The organism is Bifidobacterium sp. N5G01, assembly GCF_002742425.1.
GTDB classification, from domain to species: domain Bacteria; phylum Actinomycetota; class Actinomycetes; order Actinomycetales; family Bifidobacteriaceae; genus Bifidobacterium; species Bifidobacterium hominis.
Window position 1 is genome coordinate 56383 of record NZ_NJNP01000004.1, and the last position, 15761, is coordinate 72143.

The 15761-nt window shown below is 57.1% G+C and carries 12 protein-coding genes; 1 reads left to right on the top strand and 11 read right to left on the bottom strand.

What is annotated here, in order from left to right; genetic code table 11:
- Positions 1 to 46: 46 nt before the first annotated feature.
- From CE168_RS06825 to CE168_RS06855, 6 genes are all read right to left on the bottom strand, one after another.
- Positions 47 to 982, bottom strand: coding sequence for a carbohydrate ABC transporter permease (locus CE168_RS06825; protein WP_039199151.1), 936 nt, complete (start codon positions 980 to 982; stop codon positions 47 to 49).
- Between the two features lie 12 nt (positions 983 to 994).
- Positions 995 to 1966, bottom strand: a complete 972-nt coding sequence (locus tag CE168_RS06830; RefSeq protein WP_012578329.1) for an ABC transporter permease — start codon at positions 1964 to 1966, stop codon at positions 995 to 997.
- A gap of 106 nt (positions 1967 to 2072) precedes the next feature.
- Complete coding sequence (locus tag CE168_RS06835; protein ID WP_039199152.1) at positions 2073 to 3680, bottom strand: extracellular solute-binding protein; 1608 nt, start codon at positions 3678 to 3680, stop codon at positions 2073 to 2075.
- Positions 3681 to 4296: 616 nt separating this feature from the next.
- Positions 4297 to 5547 (bottom strand): galactokinase, encoded by a 1251-nt coding sequence (galK, locus tag CE168_RS06845; protein ID WP_099571707.1) that lies wholly within the window; start codon positions 5545 to 5547, stop codon positions 4297 to 4299.
- A 31-nt stretch (positions 5548 to 5578) separates the two neighbouring features.
- On the bottom strand, positions 5579 to 6829 hold the full coding sequence (galT, locus tag CE168_RS06850) for a galactose-1-phosphate uridylyltransferase (protein WP_033501640.1): 1251 nt from the start codon (positions 6827 to 6829) through the stop codon (positions 5579 to 5581).
- 5 nt (positions 6830 to 6834) lie between these two features.
- Positions 6835 to 7638 (bottom strand): DeoR/GlpR family DNA-binding transcription regulator, encoded by an 804-nt coding sequence (locus CE168_RS06855; RefSeq protein ID WP_039199155.1) that lies wholly within the window; start codon positions 7636 to 7638, stop codon positions 6835 to 6837.
- A 190-nt stretch (positions 7639 to 7828) separates the two neighbouring features.
- On the opposite strand from CE168_RS06855, the gene CE168_RS06860 reads away from it, so the two are divergent.
- Positions 7829 to 8977, top strand: a complete 1149-nt coding sequence (locus CE168_RS06860; RefSeq protein ID WP_099571708.1) for a quinone-dependent dihydroorotate dehydrogenase — start codon at positions 7829 to 7831, stop codon at positions 8975 to 8977.
- 150 nt (positions 8978 to 9127) lie between these two features.
- Here CE168_RS06860 and CE168_RS06865 read toward each other — a convergent pair whose 3' ends face one another.
- The 5 genes from CE168_RS06865 to CE168_RS06885 form a co-directional block, all read right to left on the bottom strand.
- Positions 9128 to 10303 (bottom strand): NADH:flavin oxidoreductase/NADH oxidase, encoded by a 1176-nt coding sequence (locus CE168_RS06865; RefSeq protein ID WP_427187693.1) that lies wholly within the window; start codon positions 10301 to 10303, stop codon positions 9128 to 9130.
- A 155-nt stretch (positions 10304 to 10458) separates the two neighbouring features.
- The gene (locus CE168_RS06870; protein ID WP_099571710.1) at positions 10459 to 12783 is read right to left on the bottom strand and encodes a transglycosylase domain-containing protein; all 2325 of its coding nucleotides are present in this window, start codon (positions 12781 to 12783) and stop codon (positions 10459 to 10461) included.
- A 100-nt stretch (positions 12784 to 12883) separates the two neighbouring features.
- Positions 12884 to 13609: a Crp/Fnr family transcriptional regulator gene (locus CE168_RS06875; protein ID WP_099571711.1), complete on the bottom strand. Its 726-nt coding sequence runs from the start codon at positions 13607 to 13609 to the stop codon at positions 12884 to 12886.
- Positions 13610 to 13782: 173 nt separating this feature from the next.
- Positions 13783 to 14925 (bottom strand): lipoate--protein ligase family protein, encoded by a 1143-nt coding sequence (locus CE168_RS06880; protein WP_099571712.1) that lies wholly within the window; start codon positions 14923 to 14925, stop codon positions 13783 to 13785.
- The gene (locus CE168_RS06885; protein ID WP_099571713.1) at positions 14925 to 15659 is read right to left on the bottom strand and encodes a TM2 domain-containing protein; all 735 of its coding nucleotides are present in this window, start codon (positions 15657 to 15659) and stop codon (positions 14925 to 14927) included. Before CE168_RS06885 ends, CE168_RS06880 begins: the two co-directional genes overlap by 1 nt.
- Positions 15660 to 15761 lie beyond the last annotated feature (102 nt).

Below are 15761 nucleotides of genomic sequence, written 5' to 3' on the forward strand. Positions count from 1 at the left end.
TCGGCTGGCTTTTAGATTGGTTGTTTCTTGTCGGATTGCGTTTGACTCACCCCTTGACCGCGCCGAGCATCACACCCTTGTTGAAGTACTTCTGCAAGAACGGATAGAGCACAAGCAGAGGCAGAGTAGAGACGATGATGATGCCGAACTTGATCTGATCGGCGGCCTGCTGCTGCGCAGCCGCGTTAACATTGGTTCCAGTACCCTGCGCCACCAACAGCAACTGCTGCAACACCACCTGCAATGGCTGCTTCTTGTCGTCGGTGATGTAGATAAGGCCCGTCATGAAGTCGTTCCAATGGCCGACAAAGTAGTACAGACCAATTACAGCCAGAATCGCGGAGCTTAACGGCAGCACAATCTTGAAGAAGTAGCCAAAATAGCTCAGCCCGTCGATTTGGGCCGCGTCGAAGAGCTCTTCGGGGATAGAGGTTTCGAAGAAGGAGCGGGCCACGATCACGTTGTACACGGAAACCGCGCCAGGCAGGATGAACACCCACATGCTGTTGTTGATGCCGAGGCTCTTGTACAGCAGGTAGTTCGGAATCAGGCCGCCGGCGATGAACATGGTCACGGTGAACAGGAACATGATCACGCGTCGCGGCTTGAACTCGCGACGGGATAGCGCGAAAGCGCAGGGAATGGTCACTGCCATGTTGACCGCGGTGCCGACCACCGAATAGATGATGGTGTTGAGATAGCCCTGCCAGATGCGCTGGTTGGCGAACACCTTAGCATAGCCAGCGAAGGTCACACCCTTGGGTAGCAGCAGCACTTCACCGCCGGCCACGGCGTTCGGATTTGAAAATGATGCAATGACCACGAACCACAGCGGATAGAGCACCGCCACAATGGTCAGGAGCAGCAGCACATTGATGACGCCCGACACCGCCAGGTCACCCGGCTTCTGCTTCTGGCGCACGTGCTTGTTCCAGGGAATGTCGTTCTTGTTCTGGGTAACAGCCTCAATTGTTGCAGACATGATAAAACCCTTCTAGAAAATGCTCGTATCGGAAACGCGCTTGGCGATTGCATTCGCGGTGATCAGGAAGATGAAGTTGACCAAGGTGTTGAACAGGCCAATTGCCGTCGAATACGAGTATTGGCCATTGATAATACCGATTTTGTAGGTGTATGTGGCGATGACTTCGGTGGCCGGCATGTTCAGCGAATTCTGCATCAGATAGATCTTGTCGAAGCCCACGTTGAGCACGGAGCCCATGTTCATGATGAGCAGGATCGCACATGTCGGCATGATCGCAGGAATATCGACGTAGCGAATCAACTGCAGACGGCCTGCACCGTCGATCTTCGCCGCCTCGTACAGCGATGTGTTCACACCGGCGAGCGCAGCCAGGTAGATGATGGAGTTCCAACCAACATGCTGCCAGACTTCGGAGATCCAATAGACCGCGGTGATGGCGCTGGTGGAGCCCATCAGTGATTCATCACCGAAGAAGCGACCGAGAATGCCGGTACCAGGAGTCAGGAAGATGTTGAGCATGGAGACGATGACCACCACGGAGATGAAGTGGGGCATGTAGGTGATCGTTTGTACGAAACCCTTGATTTTCTTAGAACCGATCTGATTGATCAGCAGGGCCAGAATAATCGGAAAAATGAAGCCCATGACCAGTGTCCAAAGGGAAATGCGGATGGTGTTGGTCATGATCTCGCCAAACAGCGGGTTGTGGAAGAATTCCAGGAAGTATTTGAAACCGACGAATTTGCCGCCGGTCAGGCCTTTGGTCGGATCGAACTCGCGGAAGGCGAGCTGGATGCCCCACATCGGCACGTAGGAGAACAGTCCCACGAAGAACAATGCCGGAGCGGAAAGAATCCACAACTGCCAGTAGCGACGTAAATGGTCGGCGATGCGATCGAGCAGACCTGGTTTCTTGCGGTCGGGAGCCGCTTCCATCGCCACGGTCCGTGCAGCAACGCCTTGCGATGTTTGTGCACTCATGTTGGTCTCCAATTTAGGATGATTGCTAGGGAACAAAAATGCGGGGTCCGGCGGCAGTCACGGGAGAGAAACGAACCCGTGCGATGGACCCCGCGGTATTACTTGGCTACTTGGTGTACTTGTCGTACCACTTCTGCCAAATCTTGATGTTGGCGTCGAGGCCGAGGGTCGGTTCGGACACCTTTTTCACGTAGGCATCCCATTCCTTGTCGATGCCGCCCTTCTGGACCCACTTCGCGATCTGGTTGTTCGCGTAGTTGGAGATGGCGGTGTTGTTGTTTTGCAGGGTGTTGGAGTCCTCGGTATCCGGGCGCACGTAAATCGGTACGACATCCTTGACGCCGTCGACGCGGTTGCGCGCCTCACGAATGGCCAAATCGGACGCAGTGACCTGGTCGGCGTTGGTGTCGTTGACCATCTTCACGTCGTCGCGAATCCAGCCACCGAAGCGGTCCTGCAGGGCGACGGCGCGGGTATCAGGATATTCGGCGTAGGCTTTAGCCTTGTCGATGGTGTACTGGTGGTCGCCGTCATCGGAGACGATATCTGGAATAGAGCCGAAGAATCCAGCCACGGAAAGCTTCTCGCCATACATGGCGTCGATCACCTTGTAGATGGCGTCCTGGTTGGCTGCGTTCGGGTTGACGGTCAGGCCGGAACCGGAGTAGGCCCAGCGGCAGGCGTCCTGGGAATAATCCCACTTGACCTGGGAGTCGGGCGTGGAGGCGTCCTTCTTCAGCGGCGGCAGGGTGACGTACTGGTCGCCAAGCGCGTTGCCGTATTCGGCGTAGTTGGACCAACCGAAGGAGACGCCGGTCAGCGCGGTCTTGCCGTCACTGACGGTCTGCGAAGTGTATTGCGAGGCGTCGCGGGTGAGCACATCCTTCGGGATAAGGCCCTTGGCCATGAGTCCGTGCAGGTAGGAGACGACGTCCTTGAGCGCGTCGGAGGTGTAATAGCTCTTAACCTTGCCGTTGTCCACATAATAGCCCTGTTCGGAAGCGCCACCGCCCATGAATGAGGTGACCACGCCTTCGGAGTTCATCAGCGCCAGAGGGCTCCACAGGCCGAAGCCGAGGCTGCGGATATTCATCGGCACCTCATCAGCCTTGCCGTTGCCGTTCGGATCCTGGGTCTTGAATGCATCGAGCACGTTCTCGAGCTCGTCCCAAGTGGTCGGCATCTGGAGTCCCAGCTTGTCCAGCCAGGTCTTGTTGATGAACATGTGAGTGCCGGAAACCTCGTAACCCTTACCGCGGTCGGAGGGCAGCATGGCGATCTTGGTGCCATCGGTAACGTACTTCGCGGCGCCCGGCTGGGCCTTGAGGAACTTCTTGACGTTCGGCATCTTGTCCAGATGCGGCTTGAGATCCTCGAAATAGGTGCTGTACTTGGCCGCATCCACCATGCTGAACAAGCTCAAGCCAATGTCCGGGAATTCACCGGCGGCCATCTTGGCGCTCTTCTGCTGACCCCAAGCGTTGTCGGAGACTTCCTGCCACTTGATGGTGCAATCGCAGGCGGCTTCCAGATCCTTGGTGTACTGGGTGTCCTGCATCGGATGGTCGGTCACGTTGCGACGAACCAGAATATTGACGATTGGCTTGCCGTTCTCGTCTGTGGTGGCCTGCTTGTTGCCGCAGGCGGCAAACGTCGTGACCATAGTCGCGACTGCAGCTATTGATGCCAACAGGCGAACACTTCTTCGTGCCATGATTAGGCTCCTTCTTCCTTGATGTTTCCTCCCCGTACCGATGTAAGACGCACCGGTACGACCCCGTCAGCCACTTGCTTTGTGGTTGTTTCCTTGCGGTGGTTAACACTATAAATCGTTAATCGTTTAATGTCAAACGTTAATCGTTTATCTCAATAGTTAACACTCTCATCGACCAGTCCCCCCAGCGTCGCAAACGTAAACTTCGGCTCTATACTGCCGTTCTTGCAGAACACCGGAATCACCCACATCGCGACACGCCGTTAATCGTATAACGTATCGTTTTCATCAAATACACGTACCGCCCATCCACTGCACGCACAAAAACGTAGCCGAACAGGACGGCCACCAAGTCGACACGTCGCTACTTACGAAAGATGCTCCCCTCCTTCAGGAAGAAGGAGGGGAGCACGAATACGATCACAGACGGCACCAGGCCAAACACGTAGCCGCACCGGGAGCCAGGATGAAGCATTCGGCATCGTACCTGCTGGTCATCACCGTGGGATACGCTGTGCGCCATCTGGTCCACAAGTAGATCGTGCAAAAACGCGCGTTGGCGCACGTCCTTTTCATGGGCGTGCGCCAACGCGCGTTTTTGCATCGGCTTCTGCGATCAAGCCTCGCGGCTCGCGGAAGCCGCAGCGAACGCCGGCAAAGCGCGAGGTGCGTTGAAACCTTCCTTTTCGAAGCGGTCAGCAATCTTCTGTGCGATTTCGTGGCCCTGGCCCTTGTCCACCAGCGCGATGATGGAGCCACCAAAGCCGCCGCCGGTCATACGTGCGCCGTACGCGCCGTTGACACGAGCCACATCCACGGCAATATCCAACTCGGGCACAGTCACTTCATAATCCGCTGCGAGCGAATCATGAGACGCGTTGAACAGTCGTCCGGCTTCGTCGATCTTGCCGTTGGCGAAGGCACGTACGAAGGAGTTGACGCGCGCAATCTCAGTGATCACATGACGCACGCGCTTCTTCATCGTGTCGTCTTCCAGCTTGTCGAGCGTTTCCTTGAGCGCCTGGAACGGATCGTCGGACTTGGCGATGCTGTCGGCAACCACACGCAGGTTGGCCACGCCGAGGATTTCGGCGGCCTTCTCGCAGGTGGCGCGGCGCTGGGCATACTGGCCGTCGTTGAGCTGGTGCGGAGCCTGAGTGTCGAGCACCATCAGCTCCAGACCGTACTTGTCGAGATCGAACTCCTGCTGGGAGACATTCTCCAGCGGGCTCAGCTCCGGGCGGCAGTCCAGGCGCAGCGCATGGCCGAACGTGCAGCGCATGGAGGCGTTCTGGTCGAGGCCGCCGGTGGAGGCGCCGGCCATGTCGTTCTCGGACTTGATGGCGGCGTTGATCAGCGTCACACGACCGGCGTCGGAAGCGCCGTAGCCCAAGCCGTACACGTCATCCAGGGCCAGCGCGGTCGAGCAGGTCATGGCGGCGGACGAGCTCAGGCCCGATCCGAGCGGCACGCAGGAAGAGAATGCCGCATCGAAGCCTTGCACGGCGTTGAAGCCGGCTTCGCGCAATGCCCAGGCCACACCCACCGGGTAGGCGGCCCAACCTTCCACACCACCGGCCTGCAGACCGTCGAGGTCGGCTTCGGTAACGTTTTCGGAGTCGACGTCGGAAACCACGCGCACCTTGGTGTCTTCACGCGGCTTGAGCGCGATGAACGTGCGGTGCGGCAATGCGATCGGCAGGCACAGGCCCGCGTTGTAATCGGTGTGCTCGCCAATCAGGTTCACACGGCCCGGTGCGGCCCATACGCCAGCCGGTTCCTCACCGTAGGTGGCCTTGAACAGGTCGACGGCGATCTTCACGCCTTCGTCATGCGAAAGCGGCTCAATGAATTCAACAGCAGTCATTGGTGTTTTGTCCTTTGGGTTTTATTGGTTTTCAGCCTTCGATGTCGATTGGTCCGAGCTCGTGGAAGCGCTTGGCGATGAGTTCCGGCGTGGTGTCGGAAACCCATGCGGCCATGCCGGATTCGGATCCGGCCAGATACTTGATCTTGTTGGCTGCGCGGCGGAACGAGAAGAACTGCAGGTTCAGGCGGTAGTTTTCACGGCGTGCGTCGTGGATCGGAGCCTGGTGCCATGCTGCGATGTATGGCAGGTCCATGCCCTTGCCGTCGCCCTTGTCGAAGAACGCGTTGCCGCGCTTGAGCAGGGTGGAGTACATGACGGCCAGATCCCAACGTTCCTGGTCGTTGAGCTCGTCGAGGGTGAGCACGTCGCGCACCGGGGCCACATGTACCTCGAGGGGCCAGCGGGCTGCGGCTGGCACGTAGGCCACCCAGCTGTGGTTGCGCATGACGATGCGCTCCCCAGCTTCGATTTCGGAGTTCATGAGATCCTTGAGCAGGTTGCCGCCGGTCTTCTCATGGTAGGCTTCGGTCTGCTTGAGTTCAGCTTCCATCTTCGGCGCGATGAACGGGTAGCAGTAGACCTGTCCGTGAGGGTGCGCCAGGGAGACGCCGATTTCCTGTCCGTGGTTTTCGAACGGGAAGATCTGTTCGATGCCTTCCATCTTGGAGATTTCGGCGGTACGGAACGCCCATGCTTCCACAACGGTGCGCAGACGGGAGACCGGCAGATCCGCCGGCAGACCGTTTTCGTCCGGGTCGAAGCAGATCACTTCGCAGCGGCCTGCGGCGAGCTTCTTCTCCCACAGCGGGTTGCCGTTGACGTATTCCACGGCTTCGGAACGGCCCGGCACTCGAACCATCGACGGGAAGCGGTTTTCGAACACGACCACGTTGTAGTCGGTATCCGGCACTTCGCCGTCCTGGTACGGGTCGCCCGGCTTGCGTGCGGCCAGCGGGTTGCCTTTGGCGGTGGCACCCGGTCCTGCGGTGATCGGGCGGTTCATGCGTGCGGTCGCCATCGGAATCCAATCGCCGGTCAGTGGATCGCGACGCATTTCCGGAGCGGCGTACGGCACTTCCTCACCGGCTGCGTTGAGCTGGTTGGAGAAGCGGTATGCCAGCTGACGAGGATCGTTCAGTTCGCGCGTCTTCGCGCCGGAAACATATTCCGGATCATCGTCGAGGTAGAAGAACGCACGGCCATCGGCGAGCGTGGTCGGCGTGATGCGAATGTGTTCCTTCGCGTACTCTCCCGGAGTGTAGTTTGCGAATTCACTCATTATGGTTATTCACCTTCCTGAATAGGCTCGTTCTGGTGCGCCAGCACGAGCTCTTTAACCAAATCCCTTGTTTTCCCAACCGAATCGGGGTCTAGTCCATCATCGGTAATGACCGTGTCCACCTGGTCGAAGCGTGCGAAAAGCGACAATGATGTGCAGCTCCACTTGGTGTGATCGGTCAAAATTATGGTTCGATCGGCAATGTCCATCATTGCCATATCGGTTGCAGCCTCAAGCGAGTTCGGCATGAGGAAGCCGCGCGGAATGGACACGGAATGCGTGCCCAGGAAGACTGTGTTGACGCGCAGGGAGGACACCACCTTGTCGGCAATCGGCCCTACGAGCGAGTTGGATCGGGTGGTCACGCCGCCGGTCACGATGACTTCCACGTCTTTCGATTCCAGCGCCTGCACCAGTTCTGCCACCGGAATGGAGTTGGTGAGGATGGTTATGCCCGATGACTGCTGCGATTCAAGCAGATGTTGCGCGAACACGTATGCCGTGGTGCCGCCGCCGACGGCGATCACGTCGCCGGGCGCCACATATTTGATGGCTTCCTGTGCGATGGCGTCTTTGAGGCCGATGTCCATCTGCGACTTTACAGAGAACAGCGGCTCGCTCAGCAGCGTGCTGGTGGTGACGGCGCCGCCGTGCACGCGTTTCAGCAAACCCTTGTCGGCCAGATCGGCGATATCGCGACGGATAGTCATGGCGGAAACACCCAATTCTTTGGACAATGCGGTGATACGCACCGCACCGCGGGTACGCAACCTGCTCAAAATCAAATGTTGACGTTGTGACGATATCATTCGAACATTATCGCACATGTTCACTCAAAATAAAAACTGAGATGAGCGTTTCGCGTGTTTTACTTGCAGAAAAGTGTACCTGAATATCACACAATCCTCCGAATCGCACAAAAACGAACGTCGACATACCGTCAACGAAACCGATCACCATGTTGCCTTCTTTCAGCAAACGATGCGAGAATGGTGAACCATGACGTATGTTTCTGAGAATTTCTGGCACGACGCGGTGAACAAAGCCACCACCGATCTCTTCACCTTCGGCTACAAGCACATCATCAAACCGTTTTTCGTTTTCAATCAAACGCCCGACGTGGCGCATGACCAGATGATCCAGTTCTGCAAGATCACCAAGAACATTCCTCCGCTGATGTGGGCGTGCCGTGAAATGCTCAACTACTCCGACCCGGTGCTGGAAACCAATGTTATGGGCATCGACTTCGTCAATCCGTTCGGTCTTTCCGCCGGTCTTGACAAGAACTGCGAGATGCCGGTCTTGCTCGACAATGCCGGTTTCGGCTTCGAAACGGTCGGTTCCACCACGTCCCGCCCATGCCCCGGCAATCCGAGGCCGTGGTTCCATCGCCTGCCTGAATATGATTCGATGATGGTGCACGTCGGTCTTGCCAATGAGGGATCGGAAATCGTGATTCCGCGTGCTGAGCAGGCTTGGACGAAAGCTCGCGACATGCAGATTTCCGTATCAATCGCGCGCACGAACGACACCAAAACCGGCGATTTGGAGGAGGGCATCGAGGATTACTGCACTTCGATGCGTCGCGCCGTCGGCCGCACCGCCATGGTCGAAGTGAACATCTCCTGCCCGAACACCATGGCCGGCGAACCGTTCAACGAAAGTCCGGAAGCGCTCGACAGGCTATTCACCGAACTCGACAAAATCGAACGCCCGCAGCCCACACTGGTAAAACTGCCGTTGAACAAGAGCTGGGAAGAGTTCAAGGAACTGCTTGACGTGCTTGCCGAGCACAACGTGCAGGGACTATCGATCGCGAACCTGCAGAAGGATCGTACCGGCATGAACATCCCGCGTGATTGGGAGGGCGGATTGTCGGGCTCGCCTTGCTATGCGGCCAGCAACGAACGCATCAAGCAGGTGTACCGCGAATACGGCGACCGTTTCACAATCGCAGGCATCGGCGGCGTGTTCACACCGCAACAGGCCTATGAGAAGATCCGTTCCGGCTCGTCGTTGGTGATGTTCATCAGCTCGCTGATGTACCGCGGTCCGCAGCAGATCACCGTTTTGAAGCGCGGTCTCGCCGAACTGCTCAAGCGCGACGGTTTCGACCACGTCAGCCAGGCCGTCGGCATCGACGCCTGATTTCATCCGGCTTCCCGATAGATGAAAGCAGCAAAAATAATGCGTCCCGCAACCAATACCATGGTGCGGGACGCTATTTTATTGCGATTACCAATACTGCCTGTTTTTATCTGATATTTATCTGACGATAATCCAATCTATCGGTTCCATTTAATACGCGCCACGCACGTATTGCGGCTGATAGGGCGCATTTTCGGTCGGAATATCGAGCTTGGCTGCGGCACGCAATGGCCAGTTCGGATCACGCAATGCCACACGTCCGATTTCGATGGCGTCGGCAGCACCGGATTTGAGAATCTTCTTGGCCTGCTTCGGTTTGGTGATCAGACCGACCGCCGTGGTTGGGATTCCGGCACGCGAACGCACCTGCTCCGCGAACGGAACCTGATAGCCGGGCTTGACCGGAATGGTCACGCCCGGAATCATGCCTCCGGTGGAAACATCCACCAGATCGACGCCATGCTCCTTCAATACTTTGGCAAGGTCGACGGTCTGGTCGAGATCCCAACCGCCGGCAGCCCAGTCGGTTGCGGAAACGCGCACCAGCACCGGCATGGTGTCGGGCACGACGGAACGCACGGCGTCCACGACCTCGACCAGCATGCGGATGCGGTTTTCGAACGATCCGCCATACTCATCCTCACGCTCGTTAATCAGCGGGTCGAGGAACTGCGACAGCAGATAGCCGTGGGCCGCATGAATTTCCACCGCGTCAAAACCGATATCATAAGCACGCCAAGCGGCATCGCGGAACTGGTCGACAATGGCATGGATCTCGTCAACGGTCAACGCGCGAGGCTTGGTCAGCGAGCCGAACGCGTTGGCGCTTGGCCCCACGGTCTTCCAACCGCCCTGCTCCTCCGGCACGCTCTCATGCTCGAAACCGATGGAGAAGCAACCGGTGGAGGCTTTGCGTCCGGCATGGTTGAGCTGCACCGCCATGGTGGCGCCGGCGGCCTTCGTATCGGCAACGATCCAACGCCATGCATCCATCTGCTCGTCAGCCCACAATCCCAAGTCGCATGGCGAAATACGGCCCTCCGGCGCCACTGCGGTAGCTTCCACGATAATCATGCCGAAACCGCCCATGGCACGCGACACATAATGCTGGTAGTGGAATGGCGTGGGCAGACCATCCTGGGCCAACGCGGAATACGTGTCCATCGGCGGCAGCCAGATACGGTTACGCACGGTCACTCCACGCAAAGTCATAGGATCGAACAGGCCAACCGTGCCATTGGTTTTGACCTTCTTCGACTGCTTCGTCTTCTTTTCATCTTCGCTCATCGTAGTAGCTCCCCCTCCGGTCGCGTCTACCGGCTTCATGCCGATCAGCTGAACCTTCTTTTCGTATTCCCCTTGAGCTTCTCTGGAGATTTCGTGCCGTAGAACCGGCACTATCTGCATTCTACGCAGAACGCCCGCCGAGCATGGCGGGCGTTCATTGCTTGTTCACTTCCATTCACTGAATTGCGGAAGCGTCACTCATCTTCGGTCTGCTGCTGATCCTGATCAGCCTGCTGGTCGTTCTGCTGGCTTTGCTGCTGAAGCGACTGGCTTTGCTGCTGAAGTGACTGGTTCTGCTGCTGGATGATTGTGCTTTGCTGCTGTGTGGCATTCTGCTTTCCACCGCCGATCCTGGTGACCGCGCCGGATGTTGCGGAATACTTGGCCGCAGGCTGCCCATAATCGTTATCAATCGGCAGCTGTTTGCGTTCCGCATAAGCATTCATAAAGTCACGCCATGCCGGGGCCGCGATGGTGGAACCATCCCAATAGCCGTGGTATTGGCCGTTGATAGCGATATTCGCAATCGGGTGTCCAACCGGATTCTGCACGTCACCGACGAGCACGAATGTAGCGATCTGGTTCGGAATGAAACCACCTGTCGTAACTAGCTGATCCTCGTGGGTACCGGTCTTGGCGAAGGTCTTACGTCCATTGGCCAGCTGTGCCACACCGCCTGCGCCGTCAGGACGAACAACGCCTTGATTCATGGCCCAAGCAAGCGTTTGAATGATTTCCGGATCAACCGCCTGATGGCAGTTCGCGGAAGGCACCTTAATATCATTGCCATCCACATCAGTCACCTGCTTCAGCGCGATCGGATTGCATTGCACGCCATTGGACGCATATACAGCGAAGATGCTTGCCATCGTCAGCGGGGACACGTTGACGTTACCGACCATCATGGCAGGCACGAATGATGAGGTCTTGTCGAGCGTCTCACCGGTATTCGCATCATGATAGCCAAGTTCAGTTGCGGTATCGGCAATCTTGCACAAACCGATGATGGATCCCATGGAAGCCTGCGTGGTGTTATGAGACCTTGCCAAAGCCAATGCCGGCGTTTCCGGGTTCACCGTTCCATTGGTTATTGCGTTGGTGACGTTCCACGAATCGGTGCCGCCGGTATAACGATCGCATGCGAACAACGAGGTCGAATACCTCGTGGACGTCTGCAGGTTCTCGTTGACGGAATGCCCTGCTTCCATCCATGCCACCAGATTGATAGGCTTCCACGACGAGCCGATGGAGAAGCCCATGCCGCCGCCGTCTTCTCGGTCCACGGCATAGTTCATGGAATCCCTGGTCTGGTCGTTCTGCGCCGCTTCGGTGGCATCATACGTTCGGTTCAGACCGAAGCCCAGCACCTCTCCGGTACCCGGTTTGACGGACGCCATCACGATTTCCATGCCGGAGGAATCTTCCGGCGGAATGGTGTTGCGCGCGGTTTCGTTCAACAAGGTGTTGGCGTCGATATCCAACGTGGTGACAATCTTCAGACCGCCCTCTTTCAGCAGTCTTTCCCTGTCCTCGCTGGTCTTGCCGAATTCCTTGGAATTCAAAATCTTATGCACCACGTAATCGCAGAAATAGCCTGCATCATAATCCGCGGCCATGCAACCGGTGGAAATAGGCTGGACATTAAGCGTATCCACGAGCGGAGTATTGACCGCTTCCTGATATTCCGCATCCGAAATATAGCCCTGCTCGTGCATCAGCTGCAGCACGATGTTGCGTTGCTTCTCGGATTCCGGCTGGTTCGATTCGACGGAAGGATCGTACGCGTTCGGATTCTTGGTGATTGCCGCAATGGTGGCGGACTGCACGATGTTCAGCTGATCGGCGGTGGTATTGAAATACCGTTTCGCAGCCGCCTGCACACCATAGAGGCTATTGCCGCCGAACTGTGCGATATTGAGATATCCCTGCAAAATTTCAGGCTTGGAATACTGCTTTTCCATTTGCACGGAAATCAGCATTTCTCTCAATTTTCGTGCGATGGTATCTTCCGACGCATGGTATTGCGCAATCGGATCGTCATCCTGCTGCGCCTGCAGAATCAGCACGTTTTTGACATACTGCTGGGTAAGGGAGGAACCGCCCTGATGGTCGCCCTTCACGTATGTTTGGACGAATGCACGGAACACACCCTGCACATCAATGCCGCCGTGAGTGAAGAATCGCCTGTCTTCACGCGAGACCACGGCCTGCTGCATGTATTTGGAAATCTTCTTCAACGGCACGACTTCACGATTCTGATCCCAGAATTCGGTGATTTTCGTGGTGCCATCGGAAGCGTACATGGTCGACTTCTGCGGCAAGCTGGTCACATCAAAATCAATACCTTCGACCGACAGCGACGGAATAACCGCCTTGGCGACGCTGTTCGCGCCGAAAACCGCCGGTAGGAGGAACAAACTGGCGGCCACGCCGCCACCCACACTCAGCGTGATGTAGGCAATCACGAGCGCGAGCACACGTTGAACGGTCAAAGTCTTCTTTTCGGGCATGGTGCCCATTCTAAAGTGGTGGGTCTACTAATCAACCGCTCGCCCACAGGCGTCACGGATTTCTCACAAACAACCGTAAAACTTGAAAAACACTGGAAAATAGCCGAAATTATCGTCTCGCCCGCCGAATAAGCATACCCGGCTGATAGATGACGATGGAACGGCCCTCACGCGCAATCCATCCACGGTTGGCGAAATCCATCAGCGCCTTGTTCACCGTCTCACGCGACGAACCGACCAGCTGCGCCATTTCCTCCTGCGTCAGATCGTGTGGCACCTTCAACCCCGCCTCGACCGGCTCACCGAAACGTGACGCCAGATTCAGCAGCGTTTTTGCCAAACGTCCCGGCACGTCCATGAACACAAGTTCCGAAATGCGCTCGTTGTTGTCACGCATGCGATGCGCGAGCACCTGAAGCATGTCGACGGCCACGCGCGGATGCTCGTCAAGCCATGCGAACAGGGCGTCATGTTCAAGCCACACGACTTTCGTGTCATTGGTCATGGCCACGGCGGACGCGGTGCGCGGCCCACCGTGCGGATCGAACACCGGAATCTCACCCAGCACTTCGCCGTACGCATGAATGCTCAACAACTGCACACGTCTGTCGGACGATTGCCGGATTAGTTTGACGCGCCCGCGTTCCAGCAGATACATGCGATGATCGGTGTCGCCTTCACGGAAAATATAGTCGCCCTTGTTGTATTCGGCATGTTGCAGATGCGGCAGCAGTTCCTCCGCCTCTTCGGAAGAAACCTGCTTGAACAACGCGGTATGCAGCAACATTGCACTTTCGCCACTGGGTCCACTATTTGTCTCGTTTGGCGTAGCCATTTGTCACACCTCCGTGTTCATAGGCGCATCCTCTGGGCACGGCCACCAGACGTGTTGTCGGGCGCGCTGCTGCGGCTTCGAAAGCTTGCTGCGATTCCGCATGCCCTCGTGGAACACCAAGCCTTCGTAGCGTTCTCATCGCCCTTGACATTCGGGCGGCTTCTATCGTCGGGCTACATTGTAACTCGCTTGGCGGCATCGAGCAGCCGTTCAACCACGTCTTCGCGGCTCATGCCCGTCTGCGAGCGCATCGGATCGACTCGTTTTACCGCTGATCTCACTGCTTTGTCCGACATTTTTTCGCGTGAGGTGTTCAGCACCCGTCCCATTTTTTCCGCGTCGATATCGTAGGCGAGGGTCACATGGTGCAGTACGGCGCCAGGCCCTCCTCCTACTGGCGTGAAGCGGCGTTGCGCGGCTCCGCCGAGTTTGCCATATTGCGTGGCGATGTCGTTGAGACCGGCGAATCGTACGTCGAGACCGAGTTCCTTAAGCGCGCGCACCAGCCAGAAATCGCAGAGCCGGTATGATTCCTCGACGCCTATGCTTTGGGTGAAATCGAGCGGCGCGTATAGCGAGTAGGTGATGGTGTTGCCCGGTTCGATGAACATTGCCCCGCCGCCGGTGCAACGTCGGACCACGGTAAATCCTTCCCTCTGCGCGACCGCCGTGTTGACTTCGTCTTCGAGTGATTGGAATTTGCCGATGACCACCGCCGGCGCGGCCCATTCCCAGATACGCAGCGTGGGTTCGCGTTTTCCTGCCGCCACTTCGCGCGCCCATGCGATGTCGGTTTCCATTTGTTCGTTTGGATTTCGCGGTTTGTCATGGATGACGGTCGGTTTCAGGGCCCGCCAACGTTCCAGATATTCCTCTTGCGTCAGCGCATTATGCGTTTCCAGTTGTTCCCCGGAATATTGTTTCGCGGACCGCACGATATTCCCGTTGTTCGTTGCATCTTCCGCATTGCGCGATTCGCTTCCTGTGATTGCGCGGAGGAAAGCGATGGCGATGCCCTCTTCCGTCATACCCACCAATCGCACGTTCGGATAGTTCGCGGTAATCGCTTGCAATCGTCGCGTAATATCGCGTGCGGGCGCGCTTTGCTGGCTTTGCAGCAAGTTTTCCAAATCCTGCAATAGTCGGCGGGAATCCTTGTCATTGCCGTCAAGAAAGAAATCGCCGTCGATCCGGCATTGTTCTACGGATTGGGTGGAGCTTGCGCATTCGCGGGAATATGCTGGAACGGCATCAGAAAGCCGGACGGAAACCCCTACGAGTTTTCCACCCGGCTGCTTGTACAGGCCTCTGCGCATCAATCTTGGAGCTCTTGGCCACGCCCGTCGCGGTGCCAGCTGGATCCGTAGCTGGAGCACAGGATGAGGACGGCTTCGATCAGAGCCCAGATTCCGGAAATGATCGGTCCGACAAGGATGATCCATCCGATCAGGGTCAGCAACAGCTGGGCCACGGCCTTGCCGGTGTAGCCCAGATAGAAGTTGTGTATGCCTAGGGTGCCGAGGAACAGGCCAAGAAGGCCGGCGACGATCTTCGACTTCTGCGCGTAGCCGTAGCCTGGCTGCTGTTGGGCCGCCTGATAGTAGGCCTGCTGCGCGTAGATTGGCGGCTGATTGTATGCGGGCTGCGTGTATTGGGGCTGCGCCGGCTGCTGATCATAGGGGGTCTGCGCCGATTGTGCGTAATCCGCCGGTCCATACATCGGCTGGCCGTAGCTGGGCTGAGCTGGCTGCGTAGGCTGCGCGTAAGCGGGAGCGGCCAAGCCATCTGCGGGCACGGACGAACCGTAGGCAGCCGGCTGACCATATGGCTGGGCATTGCCATACGTACCGTCGGGAATGTTGTTGCCCTGCGCGTCCGGGGCATGTCCCTGCACAGGCTGCTGCGATGCATACTGGTTGGGATTGTACGGTTGCGCTGCAGGCTGATTGCAGCCATCCTGGAATTGTCCGAAATCAGCTTGGGTCGAATCATTCGACGCGTAATAGTTGTCTTGTCCGGAATTGTTGTAGCCGGCATTGTTGTCACTCATGTTTCCAACAATATCCCATAATTTGCCTTATCTCTTTCATCTACCCTGAAAGCAATCCCTGAAATCCCCCTGAATATACGTGAAGCCCGTCGAGCCAAGCAT

Excerpts from the sequence above, each read along its gene's own strand:
- CE168_RS06825 (WP_039199151.1), bottom strand. The coding sequence starts at position 982 with ATGTCTGCAACAATTGAGGCTGTTACCCAGAACAAGAACGACATTCCC.
- CE168_RS06830 (WP_012578329.1), bottom strand. The coding sequence starts at position 1,966 with ATGAGTGCACAAACATCGCAAGGCGTTGCTGCACGGACCGTGGCGATG.
- CE168_RS06835 (WP_039199152.1), bottom strand. The coding sequence starts at position 3,680 with ATGGCACGAAGAAGTGTTCGCCTGTTGGCATCAATAGCTGCAGTCGCG.
- galK (WP_099571707.1), bottom strand. The coding sequence starts at position 5,547 with ATGACTGCTGTTGAATTCATTGAGCCGCTTTCGCATGACGAAGGCGTG.
- galT (WP_033501640.1), bottom strand. The coding sequence starts at position 6,829 with ATGAGTGAATTCGCAAACTACACTCCGGGAGAGTACGCGAAGGAACAC.
- CE168_RS06855 (WP_039199155.1), bottom strand. The coding sequence starts at position 7,638 with ATGATATCGTCACAACGTCAACATTTGATTTTGAGCAGGTTGCGTACC.
- CE168_RS06860 (WP_099571708.1), top strand. The coding sequence starts at position 7,829 with ATGACGTATGTTTCTGAGAATTTCTGGCACGACGCGGTGAACAAAGCC.
- CE168_RS06865 (WP_427187693.1), bottom strand. The coding sequence starts at position 10,303 with ATGAAGCCGGTAGACGCGACCGGAGGGGGAGCTACTACGATGAGCGAA.
- CE168_RS06870 (WP_099571710.1), bottom strand. The coding sequence starts at position 12,783 with ATGGGCACCATGCCCGAAAAGAAGACTTTGACCGTTCAACGTGTGCTC.
- CE168_RS06875 (WP_099571711.1), bottom strand. The coding sequence starts at position 13,609 with ATGGCTACGCCAAACGAGACAAATAGTGGACCCAGTGGCGAAAGTGCA.
- CE168_RS06880 (WP_099571712.1), bottom strand. The coding sequence starts at position 14,925 with ATGCGCAGAGGCCTGTACAAGCAGCCGGGTGGAAAACTCGTAGGGGTT.
- CE168_RS06885 (WP_099571713.1), bottom strand. The coding sequence starts at position 15,659 with ATGAGTGACAACAATGCCGGCTACAACAATTCCGGACAAGACAACTAT.